This window comes from Pseudomonas syringae pv. coryli str. NCPPB 4273, from assembly GCF_000972175.1.
GTDB classification, from domain to species: Bacteria; Pseudomonadota; Gammaproteobacteria; order Pseudomonadales; family Pseudomonadaceae; genus Aquipseudomonas; species Aquipseudomonas syringae.
Map to the genome: position 1 here is coordinate 113,268 of NZ_AWQP01000025.1, position 26,562 is coordinate 139,829.

Here is a 26,562-nt window from a genome sequence, read left to right on the forward strand (position 1 = left end):
GGTGGCGAGCAGTTGCGGCGACGGAGTTACTGAATGGTAGGCATATTGTAGTGGCCTTCATGTTGCATAGCAGCCAGAGCACCCGGATAATGGGCCTTTGCCACGCCTTCGTGGCCCAAGAATGGAGCGTCTATGTTCACCCCTGTAATCCTGGCTGGCGGTAGTGGTTCGCGGTTATGGCCTTTGTCGCGGCAGAGTTTCCCGAAGCAGTTTCTTGCCCTTGATGGCCAGGATCAGGGAACGATGTTTCAACGCACACTGGCTCGCCTGAAAGGCCTTGAACACGCGCCTGCGGTAGTTGTGAGCAATGAAAATCATCGCTTCATCGTCGCCGAGCAACTGCGTGTAGCGAAGATGGGTAGCCGTCGTGTCATTCTCGAACCACTTGCCCGCAACACGGCGCCGGCCATCGCTCTGGCTGCGCTCGAAGCAACGACTGATGGCACTGACCCGATTCTGCTGGTGCTGGCTGCCGACCACCATATCCATGACGAAGAAGCTTTCCGACAAGCCGTAGCGGTTGCACAGGTACATGCCGAGGCGGGTCGTCTGGTGACGTTCGGGATTACCCCGACTCACGCTGAGACCGGTTTTGGCTACATCCACTGTGGTGAATCCATTGCTCAGGGTGGCTTCGCGATCGAGGCGTTCAAGGAGAAGCCGTCGCCGGAAATGGCTGCCGAATACCTCTCTTCGGGTGCTTATCTGTGGAACAGCGGTATGTTCATGTTCCGTGCCTCGGTGTTCCTGGCTGAGCTGAAAAAGCATCGCTCCGACATATTGTCTGCCTGCCGCGTAGCCTTGGCTGACTCCGATGCCGACAACTACTTCCTGCACGTTTCGGCCGAGAAGTTTGCCTTGTGCGCCGATGAGTCCGTGGACTACGCGGTCATGGAGCATACCGATCTCGGTCTGGTCGTACCTTTGGACGCAGGCTGGAACGATCTGGGCAGTTGGGCTGCGATCTGGGACGTGGGCCCGCACGACGAGAACGCCAACCGCCTTGAAGGCGACGTGATGGCCATCGACACGCGCAACTGCCTGGTGCAGTCGCACCATCGACTGGTAGCCACTGTCGGCGTCGAGGACTTGATCGTCATCGAAACCAAGGACGCCGTCCTGGTTGCCAACAAGCACAACAGCCAGCAGGTCAAGGACGTGGTCAAGCGTCTGCAGGCAGAAGAGCGCCCTGAGTTCGTCACTCATCCACTGGTCAACCGCCCGTGGGGCCACTACGACACGATCGATCTCGGCGAGCGTTATCAGGTCAAGCGCATCAGCGTACTGCCAGGCGAGTGCCTGTCGCTGCAGATGCACTACCACCGCGCCGAGCACTGGATCGTTGTATCCGGTACCGCCAAGGTTATCTGCGACGATCAGGAACTGATCCTTTCCGAGAATCAGTCCACTTACATCCCGCTGGGCGTCAAGCACTCGCTGGCCAACCCTGGCAAGGTGCCGTTGGAGCTGATTGAAGTGCAGTCCGGCTCGTACCTGGGCGAAGACGACATCGTGCGCTTTGAAGACCGTTACGGGCGTCTGAAGAAGTAATCCGACATCCGCTGCATGCTGGTCCGAACGCCCCGCAAACCTGTTTGCGGGGCGTTTTTCGTTGGGAAAGGGCCGGTTGTTCTGTCTATGTGTCTGCCGCCTGATCGCTCAGGACAGTGACAGCTCCTTGACTAAGCCTCGTCTAGCGGTTCTGAGTGAACTCCAGGATGACGTTGCCGGCGGCTTGTGGCGCGACGTAGATGCGCCCCGAGGTTTCTCGATGCGCAACCTTGTTGTCTTTGAGGATCGTGCGCAGTGCATCGAGGCGTTTGGTGTGCAGCCGGATGGCAATCGCGTGGGGACGCTCTTCAACGCTGCCGGGCAGTTCGATGCCTGCAAACTCTCGGGCTGCCGTGGCTGCGTCGATGGCCCTGAGCAGGCCGCATCGTGTATCTGCTTCCAGTACCTCGCCGTTGTACTTCACCGCATCGCCATAGATCGCTCTCCAGCGGGTCTCCAGTAACCGGGGTTCTGCAAGGTAGGTGATCGCCATGATTGCGTCCGCGCCATTGGGATGGTTTTGCCAGCCTGGAACCCATATCAGCTCGGGCCTGTGTTGATGGCAGATAAAGTTGGAGGCGTCCGGTAGTTCAGGGTCTATAAACAAGGCTAGGGAAACCACCGCTTCATCCTGACGACCATCGGGCAAGGTCATCTTGCGGCGAAAGTCGATACGCCCCTGACTTTCGAGACCAGCCTGCACCATACGGGCGTGGTCAGCGTCGGCATCTTTGCTGTGCAGTGCTACCAACGAAATGCCTTCTTCACCGCGGTCGAGAAATTGCCCCAACTGACGGCCGAAACAGAAGCCGTTTACCGCGTTAGTTCCGAATTTGGAGGCATCTTCGACGCCGATCAGTTCGATGAAGTTACCCGGGAACATCATCAGGGATGTGACACTTCCCCAAGGGTGACGGCTGACCGGGGAGGGCGCGAACCCCATCTTGCGATAGAGCTCCAGTGCCTCGGAGTGATTGCGTACCGTGACCAGAGGATGATCGATACCCTGCGGGAACTGCGCGGTAGCTGTCATGGCGGGATCTCCTGTTAGCGTCGGGATTTTGCGTTAAAGGTAGCGAGGGCTGCGGGGGCGTCGCCTACTACCTTGGCTGGAGCGCCCGCAACCACGGTTCCTGCGGCTACCGGCTTGAGTACCACCGCATTGGCCGCCACGATTGCACGGGCCCCCACCTCAATGTTTCCCAGAACGGTTGCACCGGCGCAAATCAATGCGCCTCGGCGTATCTTGGGATGTCTGTCGCCCGCCTCGCTGAGTGTGCTGCCCAGAGTGACGCCGTGCCACAGGCTTACCTCATCCTCGACTACAGCGGTCTCGCCAATGACCAGGCCAATACCGTGATCGACGAACAGCGCCCGGCCCAGACGAGCGGCAGGATGAATGTCGATGCTCCAGGTATTGGCCGCCCAGTTCTGTACAAGCACCGCGCTTTGCACGTCTCCGTCAGCCCAGAGTGCATGGGCGATGCGATACGCCTGCACGGCGAGGGTACCGCGGAAGGTCAGAAAAGCGGTGAGGTGGTCAGGGCAAGCCGGATTGACGATTTCCAGGTGGTTTATATCGGCTGCGGCCGCTTCTGCGATACCGGGGTTGGCGTCGATTATCGACTTGAACCAGCTCTCCAGTGCTACGTTACTGGCTTGAGCCTGAATCTGACGCGCGAGGTTTGCGGCAAGCGCAGCCTCGAACGTTTCGTAGGCGAGCAGGTGGCTTTTGGCGTATTCGCCTAATGCCGGATTGCGTTCGCTCAACTGGTGAGCCTGTTCGCGAAGGCGCTGCCAAAGAGGGCTCATATCCATCTCCTGTGTCGGTAGGGGAGTATGGGCATGGCGTCGAAGAGCCAGCAAAAACACAAACTGAAAACTTTGTTGCTTTTAGTGCAACACAAGAATGGAGCGTAGCAGGCGCAAGGCGCGTTTTTCGCAAGCAGCCCAAAAACGACAAAACCGCGCCAGGGCGCGGTTTTATCGAGGTGTGCAGTTCGAAGTGTTTCAGGAAGCCCCTGAAATCGGGTACTCGAATCAGACGTTAAACCGGAAATGCATCACATCACCGTCTTTAACGATGTATTCCTTGCCTTCCAGACGCCACTTGCCGGCTTCCTTGGCGCCTGACTCACCCTTGAACTGGATGAAGTCGTCATAGGCCACCACTTCGGCGCGGATGAAGCCTTTTTCGAAGTCGGTGTGGATCACGCCTGCGGCTTGTGGTGCGGTGGCGCCGACGCGGACGGTCCAGGCGCGGACTTCTTCGACGCCTGCGGTGAAGTAGGTCTGCAGGTGGAGCATTTCGTAGCCAGCGCGAATCACGCGGTTCAGGCCGGGTTCTTCGAGGCCCAGGGCTTCGAGGAACATGTCCTTCTCTTCGCCGTCATCGAGCTCGGCGATTTCGGCTTCGATCTTGTTGCAGACCGGCACCAGCATTGCGCCTTCTTCTTCGGCGATGGCGCGGACCACGTCCAGCAGCGGGTTGTTCTCGAAACCGTCTTCGGCGACGTTGGCGATGTACATGACCGGCTTGGTGGTCAGCAGGTGGAAGCCACGGATGGTGGCTTTCTCGTCATTGCTCATGCTCTTCATCAGGCTGCGTGCAGGCTTGCCTTCGCTGAAGTGTGCAATCAACTGCTCGAGCAGGCCTTTCTGGACCACTGCTTCCTTGTCGCCGCCCTTGGCGTTGCGGGTGACCTTCTGCAGTTGCTTCTCGCAGCTGTCGAGGTCGGCGAAGATCAGTTCCAGATCGATGATCTCGATGTCGCGCTTGGGGTCGACGCTGTTGGAAACGTGAATCACGTTCTCGTCTTCAAAGCAGCGCACCACGTGGGCGATGGCGTCGGTCTCGCGGATGTTGGCGAGAAACTTGTTGCCCAGGCCTTCGCCCTTCGAAGCGCCTGCCACGAGGCCGGCGATGTCGACGAACTCCATGGTGGTCGGCAGTATGCGTTTCGGGTTGACGATGGCTGCCAGGGCCGCCAGGCGCGGATCGGGCATCGGCACGATACCGCTGTTCGGTTCGATGGTGCAGAAGGGGAAGTTCTCGGCCGCGATACCAGATTTGGTCAGGGCGTTGAACAGGGTGGACTTGCCGACGTTAGGCAGGCCGACGATGCCGCAATTGAATCCCATGGTGTTTCCCCTCGAGTGATGTCAGGCCTTCTGGCTGTGCAGGTTTTTCATCGCCCGGTTCCATTCACCGGCGAAGATATCCGGCAGCACGCCGAGGGCAAAGTCGATACTGGCGTCCAGTTTTTCCTGTTCGGCGCGTGGCGCTCGACCCAGGACAAAGCCGGATACCTTGCTGGCATCGCCCGGGTGGCCAATGCCAAGCCGCAAGCGATGAAATGTGTTCTGGTTGCCGAGCTGCGCAATGATGTCGCGCAGCCCGTTATGACCGCCATGGCCGCCGCCCACTTTGAGTTTGGCAACGCCCGGAGGCAGGTCAAGTTCGTCATGCGCCACCAGAATCGACTCGACCGGAATACGATAAAAGCCGGCGAGTGCCGCGACAGCCTGGCCGCTGCGGTTCATGTAAGTGGTGGGAATCAGCAGACGAACATCCTGACCCTGGTGCGTGAAGCGCCCGGTCAGGCCAAAGAATTTGCGCTCGGGAACGAGGTTGACTCGTTGCGCCGCAGCAATACGCTCAACAAAAAAAGCCCCTGCGTTATGCCGGGTCTGTTCGTATTCGGCGCCTGGATTTCCCAGGCCCACGATCAGTTGTATGGCGGTCACGACAGGGGCTCTTCCTTTGGAGTTGAGGGTTGAACCGCTGACGACAGCGGCAATGTGGACGAAAACTGCTCATTTACCATGATGTAAACTCAGCGATCTCGCCCGCTTTGCCTGCTATCGCTCGCGATGTTCCCTGAGCAACTCCGACGTTACCAAGTAATGAATTACTCGGCAGCGCCTTCTTCAGCTTCGCCTTCTTCTTCGTCTTTGACGATACGCGGTGCGTGGACGTTGGCGATTGCCAGGTCAGTACCGTGTGCCAAAGCGACGAACTCAACGCCTTTAGGGGCTTTCAGTTCGGACAGGTGAACGTTGTCACCTACTTCCAGCGCGCCCAGATCGACTTCGATGAACTCAGGCAGGTCTTTCGGCAGGCAGGTCACTTCCAGTTCAGTGGTAGTGTGCGAGATCTCGCCGCCTTTCTTGACCGGAGCTTCTTCGTTCAGGAAGTGGATCGGCACGATTGCGGTCAGTTTCTGACCGGCAATAACGCGCACGAAGTCAGCGTGCATCACGTGGCCTTTGGCCGGGTGACGTTGCAGCGCCTTGATGATGACGTTTTGCTTCTTGCCACCAACGTTCAGCTCGATGATGTGGCTGTAGGCCGCATCGTTTTCCAGCAGTTTGGCAACTTCTTTGGCCAGCATGCTGATGGACTCGGGGGCTTTGTCGCCACCGTAGACGACAGCTGGAACCAGGCTAGCGAGACGACGCAGGCGGCGGCTCGCACCTTTCCCCAGGTCGGAACGCTGTTCTGCATTCAGGGTAAATTCGTTCATGTTGTATCTCCAAATTAACCACATCCACCGTTGCGTTTGCGACCAGCGCTCGGATGGTATGGGCAAAAAAGCCCCGCCCTGACCGGATGTCAGGGCGGGGCGCTTTTCGTCTGCGTGATGTCAGTTAACGGAACATCGCGCTGATCGATTCTTCGTTGCTGATGCGGCGAACCGCTTCGGCGACTACCGGGGCAATATCCAGTTGGCGGATACGGCCACAGGCTTGAGCGGCGGCGGACAACGGGATGGTGTTGGTCACCACCAGTTCGTCCAGCACGGAATTTTCAATGTTTTCGATCGCCCGACCCGACAGCACAGGGTGTGTGCAGTAGGCGAAGACCTTGGCAGCACCATGCTCTTTCAGGGCCTTGGCCGCGTGGCACAGCGTGCCGGCGGTATCGACCATGTCATCGACCAGAATGCAGGTACGCCCTTCGACATCACCAATGATATGCATCACTTCGGAGTGATTGGCTTTCTCACGGCGTTTGTCGATGATACCGAGATCGACACCCAGGGATTTGGCGACAGCACGTGCACGCACGACACCACCGATATCCGGGGAAACGATCATCAGGTTTTCAAAGCGCTGATCTTCGATGTCATCCACCAGAACGGGGGAGCCGTAGATGTTATCTACCGGAATGTCGAAGAAGCCCTGAATCTGGTCAGCATGAAGATCAACCGTGAGCACACGGTCGATTCCCACTACGGTCAGCATGTCAGCGACAACTTTTGCGCTGATGGCAACACGTGCGGAGCGCGGACGGCGATCCTGGCGGGCATAACCAAAGTAGGGAATCACAGCAGTGATTCGGGACGCTGAGGAGCGACGGAAGGCATCAGCCATCACGACGAGTTCCATCAGGTTGTCGTTCGTGGGTGCGCAGGTCGGCTGAATGATAAAGACGTCTTTACCGCGGACGTTTTCATTAATCTCAGTGCTGATTTCGCCGTCGGAGAATTTTCCAACAGAAACATCACCCAGTGGGATATGCAGCTGACGTACTACACGCCGAGCGAGATCGGGGTTGGCATTCCCCGTAAAGACCATCATCTTGGACACGCGCAGTACCTAGAGGCTGAGGGTAACCTGGATGAGTATAGAAAATGGCAGGGGCGGCTGGATTCGAACCAACGCATGGCAGGATCAAAACCTGCTGCCTTACCGCTTGGCGACGCCCCTGTATTGAATCAATCGAGTGCCTGGCACTCAATTCCTGCTACAGAATTTGCAGCTTACGATGCAACATCGAGATGTTGCTTCCTTTCGCTACGAACCCCGTAAGGGTCTCTGTAAGAAGGGCCGAGACTTTATCAGCTTCAGCTTTGTTTGGGAAGGCCCCAAACACACAACTTCCAGTTCCGGTTAATTTTGCTTCGGTAAATTTACCTAACAAATTCAAAGCGTTACGTACTTCTGGGTAACGCCTCTCTACAACCGCCTTACAGTCATTTCGACTGTTTCCCTTGGGAACGGGGCGCACTTTAATGGGCGGCGTGTCGCGTGTCAACAACGGATCTGAAAAAATTTCTGCTGTACTTACAGATACTTGCGGGACGAGCACCAAATACCAGGGTTCTTCCGGGTCAACCGGGGTGAGAATTTCGCCGACGCCCTCAGCAAAAGCGGCATGTCCACGCACGAAAACCGGTACATCGGCGCCCAGCGTCAGCCCCAGTTGCGCCAGACGATCCTCATCCCAGCCGAGCTGCCATAAATGATTCAGGGCGAGCAGGGTGGTTGCCGCATCCGAACTGCCGCCGCCGATACCGCCACCCATGGGCAGGCGTTTTTCCAGCCAGATGTCCATGCCCAGTGTGCAGCCGGACTGTTTTTGCAGGGCGCGGGCGGCTTTGACGACCAGGTTGCTGTCATGCGGGACGCCGGGAACGTCGGTCTGCAGGCGAATCTCGCCATCTTCGCGAACGCTAAAACCCAGTTCGTCGCCGTAATCGAGAAACTGAAACAGCGTCTGCAGCTCGTGATAGCCGTCAGGGCGACGTCCCAGAATGTGCAGCATGAGGTTGAGTTTTGCCGGGGCAGGCAAAACCAGCTGTGGCGTGCTCATGCTCATTGCCCCAGTTTGCGAGGCTGCCAGTCCTTGATGACCAGCGTGACATCAAGGTCCTGCCCGTGCAGCTTGACGCGCTCTGGCAGCCAATAGCCGTTCTGCTCGACGTAGCTGAGGTATTCCACCTGCCAGCCATCCTGTTCAAGGCTGGCCAGCCGGCTGTCGCCATCGAGTGTCACGTTGCTTTTGCTGTCCGGTGCCGGCAGACCGCGTACCCACCATACGAGGTGCGACACGGGCAGTTTCCAGCCCAGTTGATCCTGCAGCAGTGATTCTGGCGAGGTGGCTTCGTAGCGGCCCTGATTGGCGACTTCGAGCACCACGGCGCCGGGCCTGCCGGTCAGCCGCGCTGCGCCACGACCGAGCGGGCCGGACAGGCGGATATCGTAGTAATCCTGGCGCTGCAGCCAGAACAGGGTGCCGCTGCCGGAGTCTTTCGGCGCGCGGATACCGACCTTACCGTTGATCTGCCAGCCATCGAGGCTGCTCAGTTGTTGTTTGTGCTCGCGCCATTGCGCGGGGTCACCCTTGCCCTGAACGGCTTCGCGGGAGGTGAGGCCGGCGCAGCCGGTGAGCAGGGCGATGAGGCTGAATACTAATACGTGGCGCAAAAACATAACGTCAAAGGGTCTCTGATCCGGTCAAGCGTCGCAGTGTGCTGCGCAGGACGGTACTGTCGGGTTGTTGTTCCAGGGCCTTGGCCCAGACTTTTTTGGCTTCGCGCTGCTCGCCCTTGGCCCAGAGTACTTCGCCCAGGTGGGCGGCGACTTCGTGGTCGGGGAAGCGCTCGAGTGCCTGACGCAGGTAGCGCTCGGCATCGTCCAGATTGCCCAGGCGGTAGTTCACCCAGCCAAGGCTGTCGAGCACTGCCGGATCGTCAGGGCTGATCTTGTGGGCTTTTTCGATCAGTTCGCGGGCTTCGGTATAACGCGTGGTGCGATCGGAAAGGGTGTAGCCCAGCGCATTCAGCGCCATGGCGTTTTCCGGTTCGCGCTTGATGATGGTCCGCAGGTCTTTTTCCATCTGCGCCAGATCATTGCGTTTTTCAGCCAGCATGGCGCGGGTATACAGCAGGTTGGCGTCGTCCGGGTATTGCTTGAGCGCCTGATTCAATACCTGCCAGCCACGATCCAGCTGATCATTGCTGGTCAGTGTTTCGGCTTCGATCAGGTACAGCTGGACGGCATAATCGGGCTCTTCGGCGCGGGCTTCGGACAGCCGTTTGGCGGCTTCGGCACCGTTACCGTTGCTGACCAGAATATCGGCCTGGCGCAATTGCGCTGCCAGGAAGTCCGGGCCGGGGCCTACCTGAGCGTATTCGTTGAGCGCGCTTTGCGGGTCATCGCGCTCTTCGTGAATGCGGCCCAGATTCAAATGCGCCGAATCGACATGCGCGCCGCGGGCGATCAGCTCTTCCAGATAGCCTGCCGCTTCGTCCCAGGCCTTGGCTTCAAGGCACACCAGGGCCAGCGAAAAGCGCAGCTCGTCATCATCCGGATACTGCTGCAAGAGCGCAGAAAACTGCACCTTGGCGTCTTCCATACGGTTCTGCTCGACGAGCATGCGCGCATAGGTCAGGCGCAGACGCTTGTCGTCGGGGTATTTCTTGATGCTTTTTTCCAGCAGGGGCACCGCTTCCTTGCCTCGATTCATGCTTTGCAGCAGACGGGCGTGGAGCAGGATCGGCGCGATTTCGCCTTCTTTAGGCGGGTTGTCTTCGAGCAGTTTCAGCGACTGTTCGGAATCGCCATTCTGCTGCAGCAACAGCGCCTTGCCGAAAATCAGCTGGCCATTGTTCGGGTATTTGCCCAGCAGCCGGTCAAAACTCTTGAGCAGACCATTGCGGGTGTCCGGATCTGTTTCGGCCGCCGACAGGGCCAGAAAATCGAAGTGCGTGTCGCCCTGGCCTTGCAGGACCCTCTCCATGTACACAAGGGAGTCGTCGTAACGCCCGGCGCGCGCCAGTTGAATGGCGGCCGCTCGTTGCGCTTCAAGATTGCCCGGTGCGTTCCTCGCCCAGATCAGTGCGGTATCCAGCGCCGACTGATCGGCACCCATGTACTCGGCAATCTGATAAGCGCGCTCCGAGACCCCCGGATCCTGAGTCTTGATCGCCTGGGTCACGTAGTTGTCCAGGGCGATGTCGAAGCGGTTGCGCTGGCCAGCCAGCTCCGCACTCAACAGGCTGACCAGAGTGTCCTGAGTGAACGAGCCATAGACCTGCGGCTTGGCTTCAGGCGCGGGTGGGGCGTCCTTTTGAGCGGGCACAGGCTGTGACGAGGCGGGGGTCATGGACTGACAGCCACCTAGAAAGGCAAGAGCAAGGAACAACGCGGAGGATCTATTCATATATAAGAAGGGCGGCTTACCTGCGGTGGGAGCATCATGACACAAGGCTGTTGGCAAAACCCACAGCCGTCGGAAAAACTGATGCAATGCGTGTGTTTGCAGTGTCGCGGACCCAAAAGCACGGTCTGCGACGAGCGATTGTAGTGGGACAATAATATGTGGTGGTTGTTCTGAGCTTATCGAAGTAGGACAATTACCGGCTTCACGTCACCACCTGCGACCCTGAATGGCCTTCCTTGCACTCGGTATCAACCATAAGACCGCCTCGGTCGACGTTCGCGAGCGTGTGGCATTTACCCCGGAACAGCTGGTCGAGGCATTGCAGCAGCTCTGCCAACTGACGGAAAGCCGCGAGGCTGCGATCCTTTCTACCTGCAACCGCAGCGAGTTGTACATCGAACACGAGCACCTCGGCGCGGACAGTATTCTTGCCTGGCTCGCCAATTATCATCACCTCAGCCTTGAAGAGCTGCGCGCCAGTGCTTACGTGCACGAAGATGACGCTGCCGTGCGGCACATGATGCGTGTCGCCTCGGGGCTCGATTCGCTGGTGCTCGGCGAGCCGCAGATTCTCGGTCAGATGAAGTCCGCCTACGCGGTTGCCCGCGAAGCCGGCACGGTCGGGCCATTGCTCGGTCGACTGTTCCAGGCGACGTTCAGCGCCGCCAAACAGGTGCGTACCGACACCGCCATCGGCGAGAACCCGGTCTCTGTGGCCTTTGCCGCAGTCAGCCTGGCGAAACAGATTTTCAGTGACCTGCAACGCAGCCAGGCCTTGTTGATCGGTGCAGGCGAGACCATTACTCTGGTCGCCCGGCATCTGCATGATCTGGGCGTCAAGCGTATCGTGGTCGCCAACCGCACGCTGGAACGTGCCAGCATGCTTGCCGCCGAGTTCGGTGCGCACGCGGTGCTGCTGTCGGACATCCCGGCGGAACTGGTCAACAGCGATATCGTGATCAGCTCGACGGCCAGCCAATTGCCGATTCTGGGCAAGGGCGCCGTGGAAAGTGCGCTGAAGCTGCGCAAGCACAAACCTATTTTCATGGTCGATATCGCCGTACCGCGGGATATCGAGCCTGAAGTCGGCGAGCTGGACGATGTTTACCTGTACAGCGTCGATGACCTGCATGAAGTGGTGGCAGAGAATCTCAAGAGCCGTCAGGGCGCGGCGCTGGCCGCCGAGCAACTGGTCAGCGTGGGTGCCGAGGACTTCATGTCGCGCCTGCGTGAACTGGCTGCAGTCGACGTGCTGCGTGCCTATCGTCAGCAAAGCGAACGGCTGCGTGACGAAGAGCTGAGCAAGGCGCAACGTATGCTGGCCAACGGCAGCAATGCCGAGGACGTACTGATCCAGCTGGCGCGTGGCCTGACCAACAAATTGCTGCATGCACCCAGCGTGCAGCTCAAGAAGCTGTCTGCCGAAGGCCGCGTCGATGCGCTGGCCATGGCCCAGGAACTATTTGCCCTCGGTGAGGGCTCGACGGATAAAACCCCGCAATGAAAGCTTCACTGCTCAATAAGCTGGATGTGCTCAGCGACCGTTTCGAGGAACTGACCGCGCTGCTCGGCGACGCGGAAGTCATCAGCGATCAGACACGCTTTCGCGCCTATTCCCGTGAATACGCTGAAGTGGAGCCGGTCGTTACGCTCTATGCGCAGTTGCTCAGGGTGCAGGGTGACCTGGAGGGCGCACAGGCGCTGCTCAAGGACAGTGATCCGGACATGCGCGAAATGGCTGTCGAAGAAGTTCGCGAAACCAGGCAGCAACTGGTCGAGCTGGAAGCGCAATTGCAGCGCATGCTGTTGCCCAAGGACCCGAATGACGGTCGTAACGTGTTTCTGGAAATCCGCGCGGGCACCGGCGGTGACGAAGCGGCGATTTTCTCCGGCGACCTGTTCCGCATGTATTCGCGTTACGCCGAGCGGCGTGGCTGGCGGGTCGAGATTCTTTCCGAAAACGAAGGCGAGCATGGCGGCTACAAGGAAGTCATTGCGCGCGTCGAGGGTGACAGCGTCTACGGCAAGCTGAAATTCGAGTCCGGCGCGCACCGTGTGCAGCGTGTTCCGGAGACCGAATCCCAAGGCCGCATCCATACCTCTGCGTGTACGGTGGCGGTGTTGCCGGAGCCTGACGAGCAGCAGGCGATCGAGATCAACCCAGCCGACCTGCGGGTCGACACCTATCGCTCTTCGGGCGCCGGTGGTCAGCACGTCAACAAGACTGACTCGGCGATCCGCATCACCCACTTGCCGTCAGGTATTGTCGTCGAGTGCCAGGAAGAGCGTTCGCAGCACAAGAACAGAGCCCGGGCAATGTCCTGGCTATCTGCCAAACTGAATGATCAGCAGACCAGCGCGGCGGCCAATGCCATCGCCAGCGAACGCAAGTTGCTGGTCGGCTCGGGCGATCGGTCCGAGCGCATACGTACGTATAACTTCCCTCAGGGGCGAGTGACGGATCACCGCGTGAACCTGACTTTGTATTCGCTGGATGAAGTTCTGGCGGGCGGAGTCGATGCAGTGATAGAGCCGCTACTCGCTGAATATCAGGCTGATCAACTTGCGGCACTGGGTGAGTAAATGACCATCATCGCAAGTGTACTCAGAAGCGCCGAGCTTCCCGATTCACCGACCGCACGGCTCGATGCCGAGTTGCTGCTGGCGGCAGCGCTGGGCAAACCGCGCAGTTTCCTGCACACCTGGCCCGAGCGCATCGTCAGCACCGAAGCCGCAGTGGCATTCGCCGGCTACATGGAACGCCGCCGCAAGGGCGAGCCGGTCGCTTACATCCTCGGCCAGCAGGGCTTCTGGAAGCTGGATCTGGAAGTCGCCCCGCACACGTTGATCCCGCGCCCCGAGACCGAAATGCTGGTCGAGGCGGCACTGGAACTGGTGCCTGCCTTCGCGCCTGCTCAGGTGCTGGACCTTGGCACCGGCACCGGCGCGATTGGGCTGGCGCTGGCCAACGACCGCCAGCAATGGAAGGTCACCGCGGTTGACCGTGTGCCAGAGGCCGTCGCCTTGGCCGAACGCAATCGGCAGCGTTTGCAACTGAACAACGCCGAAGTCTTCGAAAGTCACTGGTTCGGTGGCCTGCAAGGTCGACAGTTCGACCTGATCATCAGCAACCCGCCGTACATCTCCGACGCCGATCCGCATCTGTCGGCCGGTGACGTGCGTTTTGAGCCGAGCAGTGCGCTGGTGGCCGGTTCCGACGGGCTGGATGACTTGCGCACGATCATCGAACAGGCGCCTGCACACCTCAATGCGGATGGCTGGCTGCTGCTGGAACACGGCTACGATCAGGGGGCTGCGGTGCGTGAGCTGCTGATTCGCCAGGGCTTCGAGCGTATCCAGACGCGTCGTGATCTGGGCGAGCATGAGCGCATCACGTTCGGATGCAAGCCGTGCTGAGTGACCAGGAGCTGCTGCGCTACAGTCGCCAGATTCTGCTGCAACACGTTGATATCGACGGCCAGCTGCGACTCAAGCAAAGTCGTGCGCTGATCGTGGGCGTCGGCGGGCTTGGCTCGCCGGTGGCTCTGTATCTGGCCGCCTCAGGGGTCGGCGAACTGCATCTGGCGGATTTCGATCACGTCGACCTGACCAACCTGCAACGCCAGATTATCCACGACACTCAGAGTATCGGGCAGGCCAAGGTGGATTCAGCCATCGCCCGGCTCACCGCGATCAATCCCGAGATCACCCTTGTCGCTCATCGCGCAGCGCTGGATACCGATTCACTGGACGCGGCGGTACAGGCTGTCGATCTGGTGCTGGATTGCTCGGATAATTTCGCCACTCGCGAAGCGGTCAATGCCGCCTGTGTCGCTGCCGGCAAGCCATTGGTCAGCGGAGCGGCGATCCGGCTCGAAGGGCAGTTGTCGGTGTTCGATCCGCGTCGTGCGGACAGCCCTTGTTACCATTGTCTGTACGGGCATGGTAGCGAAGCCGAGCTGACCTGCAGCGAGGCGGGTGTCATCGGGCCGCTGGTCGGTCTGGTTGGCAGCCTGCAGGCGCTGGAGGCGTTAAAGCTGCTGGCCCGCTTTGGCGAGCCCATGGTCGGTCGCCTGTTATTGATCGACGCCTTGAGCACGCGTTTCCGTGAACTGAAGGTCAAGCGTGACCCGGCGTGCAGCGTCTGCGGTGCGGCCAGCGTGCAGGGCGAGCATGCGTGACGTGCATATGAGCCATGGCAGCGATGCGCCGGTCGGAATCTTCGATTCCGGGGTCGGTGGTCTGTCGGTGCTCAATGAAATCCGTCAGCTGTTGCCCAGCGAGTCGCTGTTGTATCTGGCGGACTGCGGGCACATTCCCTACGGCGAAAAGACTCCCGAATTCATCATCGAGCGGTGCCTGACGATTGCCGGGTTTTTCCGCGAGCAGGGTGCCAAGGCGCTGGTCGTCGCCTGCAACACGGCCACGGCAGCAGGTGTGTCGCATATACGTCAGCGCTACCCGGACTGGCCGATTGTCGGCATGGAGCCAGCGGTCAAACCGGCTGCCGAAGCGACCCGCAGCGGCGTTGTCGGTGTGCTGGCGACCACCGGAACGCTACAGAGCGCCCGCTTTGCGGCCTTGCTGGACCGTTTTGCCAACGATGTACGGGTCGTGACCCAGCCGTGCCCCGGGCTGGTCGAGCTGATCGAAACCGGCGACCTGGTCAGTCCGCAAATCCGTCAGTTGCTGCAGCACTATGTCGAGCCATTACTGGCAGCACGCTGTGACACGATCATTCTGGGCTGCACGCACTATCCGTTCCTCAAGCCATTGCTGCGCGAAATGCTCCCGGAGTCGGTCACTCTGATCGATACCGGAGCCGCAGTGGCGCGGCAGCTGCAGCGTCTTTTGGCGCGGTCCGGCCTGCTTGCCAGTGGTGTCGCCCGAGACACTGTGTATTGGTCTAGTGACATACCGGACAATTTCAGAAAAATCCTACCTTTTTTGTCGCAAAACGTCGGCGATGTGAGAAGCTTCCGTTTGTAAAAAAAACGTGAAAAAAGGCGCTTTTGGGGTGAACTTACGTCGCCTCCGCGGCTTCTATAAAAGCGGCTGATGAATTCCAACACTTTTCGTACAATTTAATATATTTAGGACGTTTCTCATGAAGAGACTCTTTTGCCTGGCCGTGATTGCGGCCGCTTTGGCAGGGCAAGCTTCAATCGCGCAGGCTGATGGTGTTGAGTTTTCGGTCGGTCAGACCGGCGAGTCGACCATGACTTATCGTCTGGGCGTGCAGTTTGATTGGGATAAAACCTGGCTGCAAAGCGACATCGGTCGTTTGACCGGCTACTGGGATGGCGCTTACACCTACTGGGATGGCAAGGACTACAAGGATAACCACAGCCTGTCGTTCTCCCCGGTTCTGGTCTACGAATTCGGCAACGGCAACGTCAAGCCATACGTAGAAGCCGGTATCGGCGTCTCGGTGTTCTCCAACACCCAGGTTGAAGACCGCAAGTTCGGCTCTGCCTTCAACTTCGAAGACCGTATCGGTTTTGGTCTGCGCTTCGCGGGCGGGCATGAAGTCGGTATCCGTGCGACCCACTACTCCAACGCCGGCATCAAAGAGCCGAACGACGGTATAGAAAGCTACGCACTGCACTACAAGATGCCGTTCTGATAAAACAGCTGCCTCTCATGCCAGCGCCCCGCGTTGGCATGCATTTCGTGACGCTCCGCTCCGGACCATCCCCCCCCCGCAGAAGAGCCCGGGTGACGGCGCTTTCAGGCTTCTGCCCGCAGGGCGTAGGAGCGAACTTGTTCGCGAAAGGGCCGGTATATTCACCGAAAATACTTCGTCTGAACTGACGCCTTCGCGAACAAGCGAAGCGTCGCCCGGTCCGCTCCTACGGCCTTCGGCCAGAATCAAGAACAGATTTGTGTTAACGCTTAGCACAGCGCGTGGGGACGATAGTGATGAATCAAAGATAAGCCGTCTCAATCCCTTTGCGTTCGTTCAGGCAGTCTTCCGCACCCGCTTCGAATTCACGACAGATCAACGGACGTTTCTCGTAGATCGTGCACATCATCGTGTTGCGATCCAGTGCAGCGCACCAGCCGTCATCCAGACGCAGCATGACCTCGCCACCCCACTCATCGGTATCGATGTAACGCTCAGGCACGCCCGTGTCGGTGATCAGCATCACTTCCAGTTGGCAGCAACAGGCTGCGCAGGTCGAACACGTGACTGCCGGTTCTTCGCCGTGGATCTCTGCGAGCGGAATGAGTGTAGCGTTCAGAGCGGTTCTCCCGAGTGTCTGGCGGCGCGGGCTGCCAGCCATTGCAGCAGGGGAAATACACCCGCCCAGACCAGCCCCAGCACCAGCATGCCTGGCCACACTCCGAGGGGAAGATGGACCTGTGCCAGTTGCGAGCCGGCATAGTACGACATCGGGCCGCCAATAGCGCCCAGCACGACTGCGCGCCATAGCGGCTTCGCTGTCCAGGCCAGGCAATGATTGAGCGTGGTGCCCAGCACCGCCCACAACAGCGCCAGCCACAGCGGCAAGAGATAGCCGCCCGTGCCGAAATCAAAAACGCCGAGTGTCATCAAGGCACTGTCCAGCACGATACCGATCAAGGTCACGGTCAGAATCAGCCGGCCTTCGGCTGCCCATGAGCTGATCCACAGAAAATGCACCGCCAGAACGCCGACAGCGATCAGCAGCCAGAAACTGTTGCCGCCCAGTACACAGGCGAACCAGCCGATCTGAAACAACAGCGCATTGGCGATGGATTTAAGCATTGAAGCGGCCAAGCAAGGGTTCGCGCAGCGCTTCGGGCTTGGCGAGCAGCAGTTGTGCGGTGCCAATGGTCCGCTCCAGGAAGCCGCCTTCGCAGTAACACAGGTAAAACTCCCACAGGCGCAGGAAATGCTCGTCGTAACCCAGTTCGGCGAGTTTGCCGTGAGCGTCTTTGAAGTTGTCGTGCCACAGGCGTAGGGTGCGCGCGTAGTGCAAGCCGAAATCTTCCATGTGCAGCAGGTTCATGTCGGTATCGCTGCCGACGATGTCGAGCATCTTCGCCACCGAGGGCAGGGCGCCACCGGGGAAAATGTAACGCTGGATGAAGTCCACATTGCTTTTGGCCTGTGCGTAACGCTGCTCGCGGATGGTGATCGCCTGCAGCAGCATCATGCCGTTGCTTTTCAGCAGGTTCGCGCATTGCTTGAAGTAGGTGGGCAGGAAGCGATGGCCGACCGCTTCGATCATCTCGATGGACACCAGCTTGTCGTACTCACCGGTCAGGTCACGGTAGTCGGTCAGCAGCAGCGTCACGCGATCCTGCAGGCCCAGTTCGATCAACCGTCGCTCGGTGTAGGCGAACTGTTCTTTGGACAGGGTCGTGGTGGTCACCTGGCAGCCGTAGTGCTGCGCCGCGTAAATAGCCATGCTGCCCCAGCCGGTGCCGATTTCCAGCAGGTGATCGGTGGGTTTCAAGGCAAGTTTCTGGCAGATGCGCTCGAGTTTGTTCAACTGCGCCTGTTCCAGCGTGTCGTCTTCGCTGAGGAACTGCGCAGATGAGTACATCATCGTCGGGTCGAGAAACTGCTCGAACAACGTGTTGCCCAGGTCGTAGTGGGCCGCGATGTTTTTCTGCGAGCCTTCGCGCGTGTTGCGGTTGAGCCAGTGCAGCGCATGAATCAGCGGGCGGGTCAGGCGCGCCATTCCGCCCTCCATCGCATCCAGCACATCCAGATTGCTGACAAACACCCGGACCACCGCCGTCAGGTCTGGAGTCGTCCAGTAGCCATGAATGAAGGCCTCGCCCGCACCGATGGAACCGTTGCTGGCGACCATGCCCCAGGCTGCCGAGTCCAGAATATGGATTTCAGCCTGAATCAGCGCGCCGTTCTTGCCGAACACATGGCGCTCACCCCGTTCGACAATCACCAACTGGCCGTTGCGCAGTCCTGCGAGTTGCCGCAGCACACCTCGGCGCAGGAGGTTGGCAGTCAAACCATTGGTGCCCAGATTGGCAGAAAAACTACTGCTACTGCTTTTCATGGAGTGAGTCCTTGGATTGCGCGGCGGCAGCACGGTACTCGCCGTCAGCGGCCTGATGGGAAAAGATGGGTATGCGTTTGACCAACAGGCGCATGGCCTGCCAATAAATGGCCAGACAGGTTTTCGCGGTCATCCATGGATAAGCGATCAGATAGCGATGCAGCGTCTTGCGGTTCAGATTCTGGCGGGTCAGATTGAGCGTGGCGTCAAACATCTTCAACTCGCCTTGCCAGTCAGCCATGTGCACACCGATCCGTTCGGCGGGCTGGCTGAAGCTCATGCGGTATTCGAGATCACGTGGCAGGAACGGTGAAACATGAAAGGCCTTGGCCACGGCAAAATGCTGATGGCCTTCACCCGTGGCGGGCAGCACGTAGCTGTAGCGCTCGCCCCACGGGGTATTGGTGACTTCACACAGAATGCCGGCCAGTGTGCCGTCGGCCTCATGGCAGTAGAAAAAACTCACCGGGTTGAACGACAGGCCCCAACTGCGTGCCTGGGTCAGCAGGCAGACGCGACCCGACGGGATGCGGCCCAACGCTTTGCCGACCCGCTCGCGGACCGCCTCGATGAGCGTCAGCCCTTGCCCGGTCAGCTCTGGCAGATAATCGCGCTCACGAAACGAGAACGGCGCAAAACGCCCCCGGCCTGCCAGTGGGGAGAGCCCCAGCACGCTGTCCTGTTCATCCAGATCCAGATAGAGCAGGCCTATCCGATAGGTGAACTCATGGGCGCGCGGTGCAAACCGCCGGTGGCTGATCCAGCCACTGTAGAGGGCGCTGTTCACAGCGTTTCACCAAAGGCCTGGGCGACACGCAGGGCGCTGACCACGCCGTCTTCGTGAAAGCCATTGGCCCAGTAGGCGCCGCAGTACCAGGTGTTATCCACACCATTGATTTCCTCCCAGCGCGCCTGTGCAGCGATCGCACCGAGGCTGTATTGCGGATGGGCGTAGCGGTAGCGGCCGAGGATTTTGGCCGGGTCGATGGCCGCAGTCTGGTTGAGGCTGACGCAGAACGTCGTGTCGCTCTCGATCCCTTGCAGAATGTTCATGTCATAGGTGACGGCGGCCGACTGCTGTTCGCCGCCGCCCAGGCGATAGTTCCAGCTCGCCCAGGCCAGTTTGCGCTTGGGCAGCAGTCGCGTGTCGGTGTGCAGCACCACATCGTTTTCGGCATAGCGCAGCGCGCCGAGAATCGACTGCTCGGCACTCGATGGCTGCGCCAGCAATGCCAGGGCCTGATCGCTGTGGCAGGCAAACACCACCTTGTCGAAGCGTTCGCTGCCCATGGCGCTGTGCAGCGTCACACCTTCGCTGTCACGTTCGACACGTGTGACCGGGCACGACAGACGAATGCGCTCGCGGAACGAGGCTGTCAGCGGTTCCACATAACTGCGGGAGCCGCCCTGAATCACGCACCATTGCGGGCGGTGGGTGACCGACAGCAGACCGTGATTCTTGAAAAAGCGCACAAAGAACTGCAACGGGAAGCCGAGCATGTCGGCCAGCGACATCGACCAGATCGCCGCGCCCATGGGCACGATGTAATGATCGATGAAGCGCTGGCCATAACCGCCGGTCTTCAAGTATTCACCCAGCGTGGTGTCCGCCGCGATGCGCTGGTTTTCCAGATCATCGACCGATTGGCGATTGAAACGCAGGATATCGCGCAGCATGCCCCAGAACCGCGGCGACAGCAGATTGCTGCGCTGGGCGAACAGGCTGTTGAGGTTGTTGCCGTTATATTCCACGCCAGTGCGCGGATCATGCACCGAAAAGCTCATTTCCGCAGGCTGGAAGCCGACACCCAGCTGGCCTAGCAGGCGAATGAAATTGGGGTAGGTCCAGTCGTTGAAGACAATGAAACCGGTGTCAATGGCGTAGGCGCGGCCCTCGACCTGCACGTCCACCGTGTGAGTGTGCCCGCCGATCCAGTCCGAAGACTCGAACACGGTCACCTCATGCGCGCGGTTGAGCAGGTAGGCACTGGTCAGGCCAGAAATCCCGCTGCCAATGACTGCGATCTTCATTGCGCGTCCTTATTCGACGATTCGCTGCGCGCCATGCGTTTACCGAGGGCGAGTCGGGCGCGTGCCGGAAGCAGGGCCAGTAAGCTCATGCTGAAGATGAACAGCGCCGGAAAGGCGATATCCAGTGGGCGTTTGTTGCGCCCGAGTTTGCTGGCGATGTGCTTGGCTGCCTTTTCGACAGGCCAGCGCATCGGCATGGGGAAATCGTTTTTCTGCGTCAGCGGCGTGTCGACGAATCCGGGGCTGACCACCGTCACGTCGATGTTTTCGCTGGCCAGGTCCAGGCGCAGCGCTTCGAGCAGATAACGCAGGCCGGCCTTCGATGCGCCGTAGGCTTCGGCGCGGGGCAGGGCCAGGTAGGTCACCGCACTGGCCACGCCGACCAGATGCGGCTGATGACCTTTGCGCAGCAGCGGCAACGCGTGCTCGATGCAGTAACTGCTGGCCAGCAGGTTGGTACGCACCACGCGTTCGACCATGGCCGCTTCAAACTGCCGGGCATCGATGTATTCGCAGGTGCCGGCGTTGAAGATGGCGGTGTCCAGGGCTCCCCATTGCTGGGCGATGTCGTCGGCAATCGCCTTGACTTGCTCGGGGTCGGTGATGTCACCGGTCACCAGCAGCACCTGCGTGGGATAAACGTTCGCAAGGTTCTGCAATGGCTCAAGCGTGCGGGCGGTCAGCGCGAGCCGGTGACCGGCGTTGAGCAGTTCTTTGGCCAAGGCCAGGCCAATGCCGCTGCTTGCCCCGGTCAACCAGATGCGTCGTGCAACAGGAGTGCTCATCCCAACCTCTTCTTCAACCAATGGATGACTCGACCCATGATGGGCAGATGTTCGTAGAGCAATGCACCGGCATCGAAGTAGTCCCGGTGTCGATAAACCTTTTCGCGCCACTTCAGGTGCGAACAGCCTTCTACCTGAATTGTCCGGCCGGCGGCCAGACGCGGATGCGAATAACTCATGGTCCAGACCAGATAGCCCTCGCCGGGGCGCACTTCGTCGAAGGCGTGGAAGTCGAAACGCAGGTCCTCGACGTTGGCGTATAGCTCGCCGAAGTAGCGGCGCATGGCGGCAAGGCCGTGGATATCGTGCATCGGATCGCTGAACGACACGTCTTCGCTGTACAGCTCGGCAACCTGATCAAGGTTGTCCTTGTTCAGTGCGGCAAAACCTTCGGCGAAGCGATGCAGGAAATCAGCCATGTTCGACTCCTGCGGCCGGCTGTCGAGCCGGGAGCGCCTTGAACGCTGCCAGGGCGCGGGCGCGGCTCTTGCTCAGGTCGACGATGGGTTTCGGGTAGTCGGCAGCGCCAAACAGGTCACCGATCAATGACGGGTCGTGAATCTGCTTTTTATTCATATCCGCCAGTTCCGGCAGCCAGCGCTTGATGAACACGCCTTCGGGGTCGAAGCGTTCCGACTGCGACAGCGGATTGAAAATACGGAAGTAGGGCGCCGAGTCGGTGCCGGTGGATGAACTCCACTGCCAGCCGCCATTGTTCGACGCCAGGTCACCGTCGATCAGGTGGCGCATGAAAAAGCGCTCGCCCTCACGCCAGTCGATCAGCAGGTTTTTGGTGAGAAACATCGCAACGACCATCCTTAGCCGATTGTGCATCCATCCGGTTTCCAGCAACTGGCGCATCGCTGCGTCAATGATCGGCAGCCCGGTCCGTGCCTCTTGCCAGGCGCGCAGTTCTTCAGGGGCATCGCGCCACTTCAACGCCTCGGTTTCCGGGCGAAAGGCGCGATGACGCGAGACGCGCGGGTAGCCGACCAGCGTGTGTTTATAGAACTCTCGCCATAATAGCTCGTTGATCCAGGTCACGGTGCCCACGTCGCCGGTCTCGAACTCGCCCTGATTGCTGGCCAGGGCCGCGTGCAGGCACTGGCGCGGTGAAATCACCCCGGCCGCCAGGTAGGCCGACAGCTGGCTGGTGCCGGGCTTGGCCGGAAAGTCGCGTTCGGTCTTGTAGTAGCTGATCTGCTCGTCGGCGAAGGCGTCCATACGTCGTCTGGCTTCCGCCTCACCGGCCGGCCACAGGTCACGCAACGCTTTCGAGGGCGTGGCAAAGCCCTTGACCTGATCGGGAACCGCATCGCTTTTTATCGACTGTGCCGGCTGCGCTTTCGGGGTGCGCACCGGGTGCGGCATGGCCTCGTGCAGTCGGGTATAGCAGACCTTCTTGAACTGGGTGAATACCTGAAAATAATTGCCGGTCTTGGTCAGGATGCTGCCGGGCTTGAATAACAGCTGATCGAGGTAGCTGCTGAAGTGCACACCGGCTTTTTCCATCGTCTTGTGCACCGCCTGGTCACGGCGGGTCTCGTTGATGCCGTATTCCTGATTGACGTGCAGGCCCTCGACCTTGAACTGTGTGCACAGCTTTGCCAGCACTTCAGGCGCCTGGTCCCAGGTGTCCGCCTCGCGGATCAGCAAGGGAACATTCAACGCGCCCAGCACCTTCTCGAGCTCGACCAGATTGCGCAGCCAGAAGTCGACCTTGCAGTCGGCATCGTCATGGCTGCGCCACTGCGCAGGACTGAGCAGGTAGACCGCCAGCGTCGGACCGCGCTCCATGGCGGCGGTCAGGGCAGTGTTGTCTTGAGCGCGCAGGTCACTGCGCAGCCAGATCAGTTGCATGAGAAGTCCTTAGATAAGTCCGAGCTTGCCCAGCTCGATCTGAGCGCTGAGTACGTCGTGAGCAAGGGTCAGTCCAGATATCTCCTTGGCCTGTACGAGCAACTCGGCATTATGGATCTGCACCGTTGGTCCGCCCAGCACGACAGGGCAGGTGATATTGGCCAGCAATCGGGGCAAATGGGTCACGTTCAGCGACTTGCTGGAGTACAGCAAGATGCCGCGTGGCTTGAGGTATTCGGCTGCCAGCGCCAGCTCGCCGACCGGCAACGGCCAGTCAAACACTTCGACCGGACAGTCGGCGCTGCTCACCAGCCAGGCCGCGAGCCACAGATGCGGCTCCAGCGGCAGATCGGACTGATTGACCAGCAGCAACGGGCTGCCATTGAGCTGACGGTTGTTGTGGTAGATGCGCGCGCCGAACTTGCTGCGCAGCCAGGAGTAGAAAAACGTGCGCTCCAGTTGTGCGCCGAACTTGCCTTGCCAGCGCCGTTCCAGTTCGGCCAGCAGCGGCAGCAGCAACTGTTCACACAGCGTGCGCGGCGGGTACAGCGACATCGCCTGATTGAACACATCATCGACCCGGCGTTCGGCCAGCTCGCCGATCGCGACCAGCAGGGTCTGACGCAATGCGTCCCAGTCGTTGGTCGGCGGCAGGGCGTCCTGGCGATTGTCATCGATCAGGCCCTTGACCTGACTGACGGACACGCCACGGTTGAGCCAGGTCAGAATCTTCATGACGCGCTGCACATGCTCGTCCGAATACAGCCGATGACCTTTGGCGGTGCGGTGCGGGACGATCAGTCCGTAACGACGCTCCCAGGCACGCAGGGTGACGGCGTTGACGCCTGTCTGCCGTGCGACCTCGCGGATCGGCAGCCAGTCGCCCGGCACCTCTGTATCTGTTTCATTCATGAGTCAAATCGCATTGCGCAGGCTGAGGTTTTCCGGGTGGGGCTGCATGTACACCTGCAGCGCCACATACGGGTCCGGATGTTGACGAAAATGATGCTTGAGCAGCGTCAGCGGCACGATCAACGGCACGATGCCCTGGTGATACTGGGCGATGACCTGCTGGATTTCCTGCTTGTCCTCACTGGTAATGGTTTGTTTCAAATAACCACACAGGTGTTGCAGGACGTTGGTGTGAGTGCTGCGCGTGGCGCACTTTTTCAAGGCCGCCATCAGTTGGCTGAAGTACATCGGCGCGATTTCATTCGGGTCGGTGCGGCCCATGCTGCCGAGCAGCTTGCCCAGTGCCTTGTATTGCACTGGGTCATTGGCCATCAGCTGGTATTTGTAACGCGAGTGGAATTCGGTCAGAGCGCGCCGGGTGACGCCTCCTTTCAGCAGCTGTTGCCAGGCCGCGTAGGCAAACACGCGGGTGACGAAATTTTCGCGCAGCACGGCATCGTTGAGCCGCCCGTCTTCCTCGACGGGCAGATCGGGGTGACGTTCGCAAAAGGCCTGCGCATAGATGCCGCGACCACCGCCATCGACCGGGGCGCCGTTTTCGCGGTAGACCTTGACGCGCTCCAGGCCGCAGGACGGGGATTTCTGCATGAAGATGTAGCCGCAGATATCACCCAGCTCAGCGGCCATCTGTATGCCGTAATCTGCCAGTGCCTCGGTGACGTCCAGGTCACGATTGACCGTGCCGAGCGCCTTTGGGTTTTCTGCGTCGCCTACCAGCCTGATCGGCTCGCGGGGGATGCCCATGCCGATAGCGACTTCAGGACACGCCTGGACGAAATCGAAATACTTGCTCAGCGCCTGTGTACACAGATGAGATTCCTTGTGTCCGCCATTGAAGCGAACCTCTGCACCCATCAGGCAGGCACTGATGCCGAGTTTGGGTTTTTCGATTACGGACGCCGCCATCAGTCACCTCTACAGAAGACTTGTACAGATAGTTCGTGCTGTACAACTTGTCTTCATCATAGGGGTGTAACTGTACAAGTCAAATTCTTTGTAGAGGGCGGTAAGGGCTGATTCCAGCTACTTCCAGCCCATCCGCCACGTATCCGCCTGTTGCAGCACTTGCCACGGCAGTCGCTCGCTGCGCTGGGTCAGCACGGCCTGCAGCTCGACTTCCAGCACAGTGCCTTCTTCGTCCTTGAACAGTTCGGTGACCAAGAAGTGCTTTTCCCGGTTGAGCGGGGTGGCGGCTGTCCATTTCGACAGCAGCAGCTTGCGCGGGTTGATCTGATTCATTGCACATGCTCCAGCAGTCGGCGCGCGGCTTCCTGGCCACTTAGCCAGGCACCTTCCACACGCCCGGACAGGCACCAGTCGCCGCACACGTAAATGCCCAGATCGGCGTCCGACAGGGCGCCCCATTCGTGAGAGCCGGCAGGTCGTGCATACAGCCAGCGATGCGCGAGGCTGAATACCGGCGCCGGCATGGTGCAGTCGATCAACTCCGCGAACGCGCCGTGCAACTGTTCGGTGATCTGTTCTCTGGAGGCGTCGATATTCTGCTGGCTCCACTGGCTGGTGGCGTGCAGTACCCAGGTATCGAGCGTGGCGTCGCGCCCGGGTTTGCTTCGGTTACGGGCCAGCCAGTCCAGCGGGCTGTCCTGCACAAAACAACCCTGCATGGGCGTCTGCAACGGGGTTTCGAAGGCCAGCGCCACGGCCCAGGTCGGGTCCATCTTCACGCCAGCCACGACGCTGGCCAGTTTCGGCGCAGCAGCCAGCAGGGCAGTGGCCTGAGGCGCAGGAGTGGCGATGATCACATGGCTGAAAGGGCCGTGGCTTTCGCCGTCGGCATCCAGCAGGTTCCAGTGTTGTTCGCCGCGAAACACTTCAGTGATGCGGCACGAGAACGACACCGGCAGATCGCCGCGCATTGCCCGGGTAATGGCGCTCATGCCAGGGGTGCCGACCCAGCGCACCTGCTCGTCCGGTGAGGGGCTGAGCCTGCCGTCATGAAAGTTGTAGAGCGAGGGCGTCCACTCGGCGACGTGGCCCTGGGTTTGCCACTGCTTGACTGCGGTGGCAAAGCGCCGGTCACGGGCGGTGAAATACTGTGCGCCCATGTCCAGCGAACCTGCGTCGCTGCGCTTGCTGGACATACGACCGCCGCTGCCGCGGCTCTTGTCGAAAAGGTGCACTTGATGCCCGGCGGATGTCAGCGCCTGGGCTGCGGAGAGTCCGGCGATACCGGTACCGATGATTGCGATAGGGACAGTCATAGGGGCCTCGTTACCTTGTCTGTACAGACTACGCCGTAGTTAAAACCTGTACAATCTTCTTGTTTGGTATAACTTGCAGTGGTTTTGGCATTTAGCGATTGAGTCACATTGCCACTGGCAAGGTCGAACGGTTCAGCGGCTCGGGCAAAGGCCTCGGAGGCTGCGTTTCATTCTGCTGT

Annotated in this window: 28 protein-coding genes and 1 tRNA gene; 7 read left to right on the top strand and 22 right to left on the bottom strand. The window is 59.8% G+C overall.

Annotated elements, in window-relative coordinates; translation table 11 throughout:
• Positions 1 to 132: 132 nt before the first annotated feature.
• Positions 133 to 1,551: a mannose-1-phosphate guanylyltransferase/mannose-6-phosphate isomerase gene (locus P406_RS13080; RefSeq protein ID WP_046236412.1), complete on the top strand. Its 1,419-nt coding sequence runs from the start codon at positions 133 to 135 to the stop codon at positions 1,549 to 1,551.
• A gap of 142 nt (positions 1,552 to 1,693) precedes the next feature.
• On the opposite strand, the gene P406_RS13085 is transcribed toward P406_RS13080, so the two are convergent.
• The 10 genes from P406_RS13085 to P406_RS13130 all read right to left on the bottom strand — a co-directional run bounded on the left by P406_RS13085 (position 1,694) and on the right by P406_RS13130 (position 10,501).
• Positions 1,694 to 2,584: a VOC family protein gene (locus tag P406_RS13085; protein ID WP_046236413.1), complete on the bottom strand. Its 891-nt coding sequence runs from the start codon at positions 2,582 to 2,584 to the stop codon at positions 1,694 to 1,696.
• A 14-nt stretch (positions 2,585 to 2,598) separates the two neighbouring features.
• Positions 2,599 to 3,363, bottom strand: a complete 765-nt coding sequence (gene epsC / locus P406_RS13090) for a serine O-acetyltransferase EpsC (RefSeq protein ID WP_046236414.1) — start codon at positions 3,361 to 3,363, stop codon at positions 2,599 to 2,601.
• Between the two features lie 228 nt (positions 3,364 to 3,591).
• Positions 3,592 to 4,692, bottom strand: a complete 1,101-nt coding sequence (gene ychF, locus P406_RS13095) for a redox-regulated ATPase YchF (RefSeq protein WP_003421685.1) — start codon at positions 4,690 to 4,692, stop codon at positions 3,592 to 3,594.
• A gap of 21 nt (positions 4,693 to 4,713) precedes the next feature.
• Positions 4,714 to 5,298 (bottom strand): aminoacyl-tRNA hydrolase, encoded by a 585-nt coding sequence (gene pth / locus P406_RS13100; RefSeq protein ID WP_003317127.1) that lies wholly within the window; start codon positions 5,296 to 5,298, stop codon positions 4,714 to 4,716.
• 164 nt (positions 5,299 to 5,462) lie between these two features.
• Positions 5,463 to 6,077 carry a 50S ribosomal protein L25/general stress protein Ctc gene (locus tag P406_RS13105; protein WP_003317126.1) on the bottom strand — a complete coding sequence of 205 codons (615 nt, stop codon included), beginning with the start codon at positions 6,075 to 6,077 and terminating at the stop codon, positions 5,463 to 5,465.
• 124 nt (positions 6,078 to 6,201) lie between these two features.
• A complete protein-coding gene (locus tag P406_RS13110) occupies positions 6,202 to 7,143 on the bottom strand; it encodes a ribose-phosphate pyrophosphokinase (RefSeq protein ID WP_003317125.1) in 942 nt (313 codons plus the stop codon).
• 45 nt (positions 7,144 to 7,188) lie between these two features.
• A tRNA-Gln gene (locus P406_RS13115) sits at positions 7,189 to 7,263 on the bottom strand.
• A gap of 37 nt (positions 7,264 to 7,300) precedes the next feature.
• On the bottom strand, positions 7,301 to 8,149 hold the full coding sequence (gene ispE / locus P406_RS13120; protein ID WP_046236415.1) for a 4-(cytidine 5'-diphospho)-2-C-methyl-D-erythritol kinase: 849 nt from the start codon (positions 8,147 to 8,149) through the stop codon (positions 7,301 to 7,303).
• 2 nt (positions 8,150 to 8,151) lie between these two features.
• Entirely contained in the window at positions 8,152 to 8,769 is a 618-nt protein-coding gene (gene lolB, locus P406_RS13125) for a lipoprotein insertase outer membrane protein LolB (protein ID WP_003408639.1), read from the bottom strand.
• 4 nt (positions 8,770 to 8,773) lie between these two features.
• Positions 8,774 to 10,501 carry a tetratricopeptide repeat protein gene (locus P406_RS13130; protein WP_074907579.1) on the bottom strand — a complete coding sequence of 576 codons (1,728 nt, stop codon included), beginning with the start codon at positions 10,499 to 10,501 and terminating at the stop codon, positions 8,774 to 8,776.
• Between the two features lie 226 nt (positions 10,502 to 10,727).
• On the opposite strand from P406_RS13130, the gene hemA reads away from it, so the two are divergent.
• From hemA to P406_RS13160, 6 genes are all read left to right on the top strand, one after another.
• Positions 10,728 to 12,005 (top strand): glutamyl-tRNA reductase, encoded by a 1,278-nt coding sequence (hemA, locus tag P406_RS13135; RefSeq protein ID WP_003317121.1) that lies wholly within the window; start codon positions 10,728 to 10,730, stop codon positions 12,003 to 12,005.
• A complete protein-coding gene (gene prfA / locus P406_RS13140) occupies positions 12,002 to 13,084 on the top strand; it encodes a peptide chain release factor 1 (RefSeq protein ID WP_003408642.1) in 1,083 nt (360 codons plus the stop codon). The genes hemA and prfA overlap by 4 nt, the downstream gene beginning before the upstream one ends.
• A complete protein-coding gene (gene prmC / locus P406_RS13145) occupies positions 13,085 to 13,918 on the top strand; it encodes a peptide chain release factor N(5)-glutamine methyltransferase (protein WP_046236416.1) in 834 nt (277 codons plus the stop codon).
• Positions 13,912 to 14,682, top strand: coding sequence for a molybdopterin-synthase adenylyltransferase MoeB (locus tag P406_RS13150; RefSeq protein WP_162234440.1), 771 nt, complete (start codon positions 13,912 to 13,914; stop codon positions 14,680 to 14,682). The genes prmC and P406_RS13150 overlap by 7 nt, the downstream gene beginning before the upstream one ends.
• Positions 14,675 to 15,490, top strand: coding sequence for a glutamate racemase (gene murI, locus P406_RS13155; protein WP_046236418.1), 816 nt, complete (start codon positions 14,675 to 14,677; stop codon positions 15,488 to 15,490). The genes P406_RS13150 and murI overlap by 8 nt, the downstream gene beginning before the upstream one ends.
• 118 nt (positions 15,491 to 15,608) lie before the next feature.
• Complete coding sequence (locus tag P406_RS13160; RefSeq protein ID WP_002552154.1) at positions 15,609 to 16,127, top strand: acyloxyacyl hydrolase; 519 nt, start codon at positions 15,609 to 15,611, stop codon at positions 16,125 to 16,127.
• 301 nt (positions 16,128 to 16,428) lie between these two features.
• On the opposite strand, the gene P406_RS13165 is transcribed toward P406_RS13160, so the two are convergent.
• The 12 genes from P406_RS13165 to P406_RS13220 all read right to left on the bottom strand — a co-directional run bounded on the left by P406_RS13165 (position 16,429) and on the right by P406_RS13220 (position 26,383).
• Positions 16,429 to 16,788 carry a YkgJ family cysteine cluster protein gene (locus tag P406_RS13165; RefSeq protein ID WP_044311962.1) on the bottom strand — a complete coding sequence of 120 codons (360 nt, stop codon included), beginning with the start codon at positions 16,786 to 16,788 and terminating at the stop codon, positions 16,429 to 16,431.
• Complete coding sequence (locus P406_RS13170) at positions 16,743 to 17,252, bottom strand: DUF2878 domain-containing protein (protein WP_003318232.1); 510 nt, start codon at positions 17,250 to 17,252, stop codon at positions 16,743 to 16,745. Before P406_RS13170 ends, P406_RS13165 begins: the two co-directional genes overlap by 46 nt.
• A complete protein-coding gene (locus tag P406_RS13175) occupies positions 17,245 to 18,513 on the bottom strand; it encodes an SAM-dependent methyltransferase (protein ID WP_046236419.1) in 1,269 nt (422 codons plus the stop codon). The genes P406_RS13170 and P406_RS13175 overlap by 8 nt, the downstream gene beginning before the upstream one ends.
• Positions 18,500 to 19,300 carry a DUF1365 domain-containing protein gene (locus tag P406_RS13180; protein ID WP_003415048.1) on the bottom strand — a complete coding sequence of 267 codons (801 nt, stop codon included), beginning with the start codon at positions 19,298 to 19,300 and terminating at the stop codon, positions 18,500 to 18,502. The genes P406_RS13175 and P406_RS13180 overlap by 14 nt, the downstream gene beginning before the upstream one ends.
• The gene (locus tag P406_RS13185) at positions 19,297 to 20,544 is read right to left on the bottom strand and encodes an NAD(P)/FAD-dependent oxidoreductase (RefSeq protein ID WP_046236420.1); all 1,248 of its coding nucleotides are present in this window, start codon (positions 20,542 to 20,544) and stop codon (positions 19,297 to 19,299) included. Before P406_RS13185 ends, P406_RS13180 begins: the two co-directional genes overlap by 4 nt.
• Positions 20,541 to 21,329 carry an SDR family NAD(P)-dependent oxidoreductase gene (locus tag P406_RS13190; RefSeq protein ID WP_016567262.1) on the bottom strand — a complete coding sequence of 263 codons (789 nt, stop codon included), beginning with the start codon at positions 21,327 to 21,329 and terminating at the stop codon, positions 20,541 to 20,543. Before P406_RS13190 ends, P406_RS13185 begins: the two co-directional genes overlap by 4 nt.
• A complete protein-coding gene (locus P406_RS13195; RefSeq protein WP_046236421.1) occupies positions 21,326 to 21,748 on the bottom strand; it encodes a nuclear transport factor 2 family protein in 423 nt (140 codons plus the stop codon). The genes P406_RS13190 and P406_RS13195 overlap by 4 nt, the downstream gene beginning before the upstream one ends.
• A complete protein-coding gene (gene phrB / locus P406_RS13200; RefSeq protein WP_046236422.1) occupies positions 21,741 to 23,189 on the bottom strand; it encodes a deoxyribodipyrimidine photo-lyase in 1,449 nt (482 codons plus the stop codon). Before phrB ends, P406_RS13195 begins: the two co-directional genes overlap by 8 nt.
• Before the next feature lie 9 nt (positions 23,190 to 23,198).
• Entirely contained in the window at positions 23,199 to 24,101 is a 903-nt protein-coding gene (locus P406_RS13205; protein WP_003408656.1) for a MerR family transcriptional regulator, read from the bottom strand.
• Between the two features lie 3 nt (positions 24,102 to 24,104).
• Positions 24,105 to 25,067, bottom strand: coding sequence for a YbgA family protein (locus P406_RS13210; protein ID WP_046236423.1), 963 nt, complete (start codon positions 25,065 to 25,067; stop codon positions 24,105 to 24,107).
• A gap of 117 nt (positions 25,068 to 25,184) precedes the next feature.
• The gene (locus P406_RS13215) at positions 25,185 to 25,400 is read right to left on the bottom strand and encodes a TIGR02450 family Trp-rich protein (protein WP_003318221.1); all 216 of its coding nucleotides are present in this window, start codon (positions 25,398 to 25,400) and stop codon (positions 25,185 to 25,187) included.
• On the bottom strand, positions 25,397 to 26,383 hold the full coding sequence (locus P406_RS13220) for an NAD(P)/FAD-dependent oxidoreductase (RefSeq protein WP_046236424.1): 987 nt from the start codon (positions 26,381 to 26,383) through the stop codon (positions 25,397 to 25,399). Before P406_RS13220 ends, P406_RS13215 begins: the two co-directional genes overlap by 4 nt.
• Between the last annotated feature and the right edge of the window lie 179 nt (positions 26,384 to 26,562).

What these genes read in the sequence shown, in the direction of transcription:
- P406_RS13080 (WP_046236412.1), top strand. Translation starts at nt 133, where the DNA reads ATGTTCACCCCTGTAATCCTGGCTGGCGGTAGTGGTTCGCGGTTATGG.
- P406_RS13085 (WP_046236413.1), bottom strand. Translation starts at nt 2,584, where the DNA reads ATGACAGCTACCGCGCAGTTCCCGCAGGGTATCGATCATCCTCTGGTC.
- epsC (WP_046236414.1), bottom strand. Translation starts at nt 3,363, where the DNA reads ATGAGCCCTCTTTGGCAGCGCCTTCGCGAACAGGCTCACCAGTTGAGC.
- ychF (WP_003421685.1), bottom strand. Translation starts at nt 4,692, where the DNA reads ATGGGATTCAATTGCGGCATCGTCGGCCTGCCTAACGTCGGCAAGTCC.
- P406_RS13105 (WP_003317126.1), bottom strand. Translation starts at nt 6,077, where the DNA reads ATGAACGAATTTACCCTGAATGCAGAACAGCGTTCCGACCTGGGGAAA.
- ispE (WP_046236415.1), bottom strand. Translation starts at nt 8,149, where the DNA reads ATGAGCACGCCACAGCTGGTTTTGCCTGCCCCGGCAAAACTCAACCTC.
- lolB (WP_003408639.1), bottom strand. Translation starts at nt 8,769, where the DNA reads ATGTTTTTGCGCCACGTATTAGTATTCAGCCTCATCGCCCTGCTCACC.
- P406_RS13130 (WP_074907579.1), bottom strand. Translation starts at nt 10,501, where the DNA reads ATGAATAGATCCTCCGCGTTGTTCCTTGCTCTTGCCTTTCTAGGTGGC.
- hemA (WP_003317121.1), top strand. Translation starts at nt 10,728, where the DNA reads ATGGCCTTCCTTGCACTCGGTATCAACCATAAGACCGCCTCGGTCGAC.
- prfA (WP_003408642.1), top strand. Translation starts at nt 12,002, where the DNA reads ATGAAAGCTTCACTGCTCAATAAGCTGGATGTGCTCAGCGACCGTTTC.
- prmC (WP_046236416.1), top strand. Translation starts at nt 13,085, where the DNA reads ATGACCATCATCGCAAGTGTACTCAGAAGCGCCGAGCTTCCCGATTCA.
- murI (WP_046236418.1), top strand. Translation starts at nt 14,675, where the DNA reads ATGCGTGACGTGCATATGAGCCATGGCAGCGATGCGCCGGTCGGAATC.
- P406_RS13160 (WP_002552154.1), top strand. Translation starts at nt 15,609, where the DNA reads ATGAAGAGACTCTTTTGCCTGGCCGTGATTGCGGCCGCTTTGGCAGGG.
- P406_RS13165 (WP_044311962.1), bottom strand. Translation starts at nt 16,788, where the DNA reads ATGGCTGGCAGCCCGCGCCGCCAGACACTCGGGAGAACCGCTCTGAAC.
- P406_RS13170 (WP_003318232.1), bottom strand. Translation starts at nt 17,252, where the DNA reads ATGCTTAAATCCATCGCCAATGCGCTGTTGTTTCAGATCGGCTGGTTC.
- P406_RS13175 (WP_046236419.1), bottom strand. Translation starts at nt 18,513, where the DNA reads ATGAAAAGCAGTAGCAGTAGTTTTTCTGCCAATCTGGGCACCAATGGT.
- P406_RS13185 (WP_046236420.1), bottom strand. Translation starts at nt 20,544, where the DNA reads ATGAAGATCGCAGTCATTGGCAGCGGGATTTCTGGCCTGACCAGTGCC.
- P406_RS13190 (WP_016567262.1), bottom strand. Translation starts at nt 21,329, where the DNA reads ATGAGCACTCCTGTTGCACGACGCATCTGGTTGACCGGGGCAAGCAGC.
- P406_RS13195 (WP_046236421.1), bottom strand. Translation starts at nt 21,748, where the DNA reads ATGGCTGATTTCCTGCATCGCTTCGCCGAAGGTTTTGCCGCACTGAAC.
- phrB (WP_046236422.1), bottom strand. Translation starts at nt 23,189, where the DNA reads ATGCAACTGATCTGGCTGCGCAGTGACCTGCGCGCTCAAGACAACACT.
- P406_RS13205 (WP_003408656.1), bottom strand. Translation starts at nt 24,101, where the DNA reads ATGAATGAAACAGATACAGAGGTGCCGGGCGACTGGCTGCCGATCCGC.
- P406_RS13210 (WP_046236423.1), bottom strand. Translation starts at nt 25,067, where the DNA reads ATGGCGGCGTCCGTAATCGAAAAACCCAAACTCGGCATCAGTGCCTGC.
- P406_RS13215 (WP_003318221.1), bottom strand. Translation starts at nt 25,400, where the DNA reads ATGAATCAGATCAACCCGCGCAAGCTGCTGCTGTCGAAATGGACAGCC.
- P406_RS13220 (WP_046236424.1), bottom strand. Translation starts at nt 26,383, where the DNA reads ATGACTGTCCCTATCGCAATCATCGGTACCGGTATCGCCGGACTCTCC.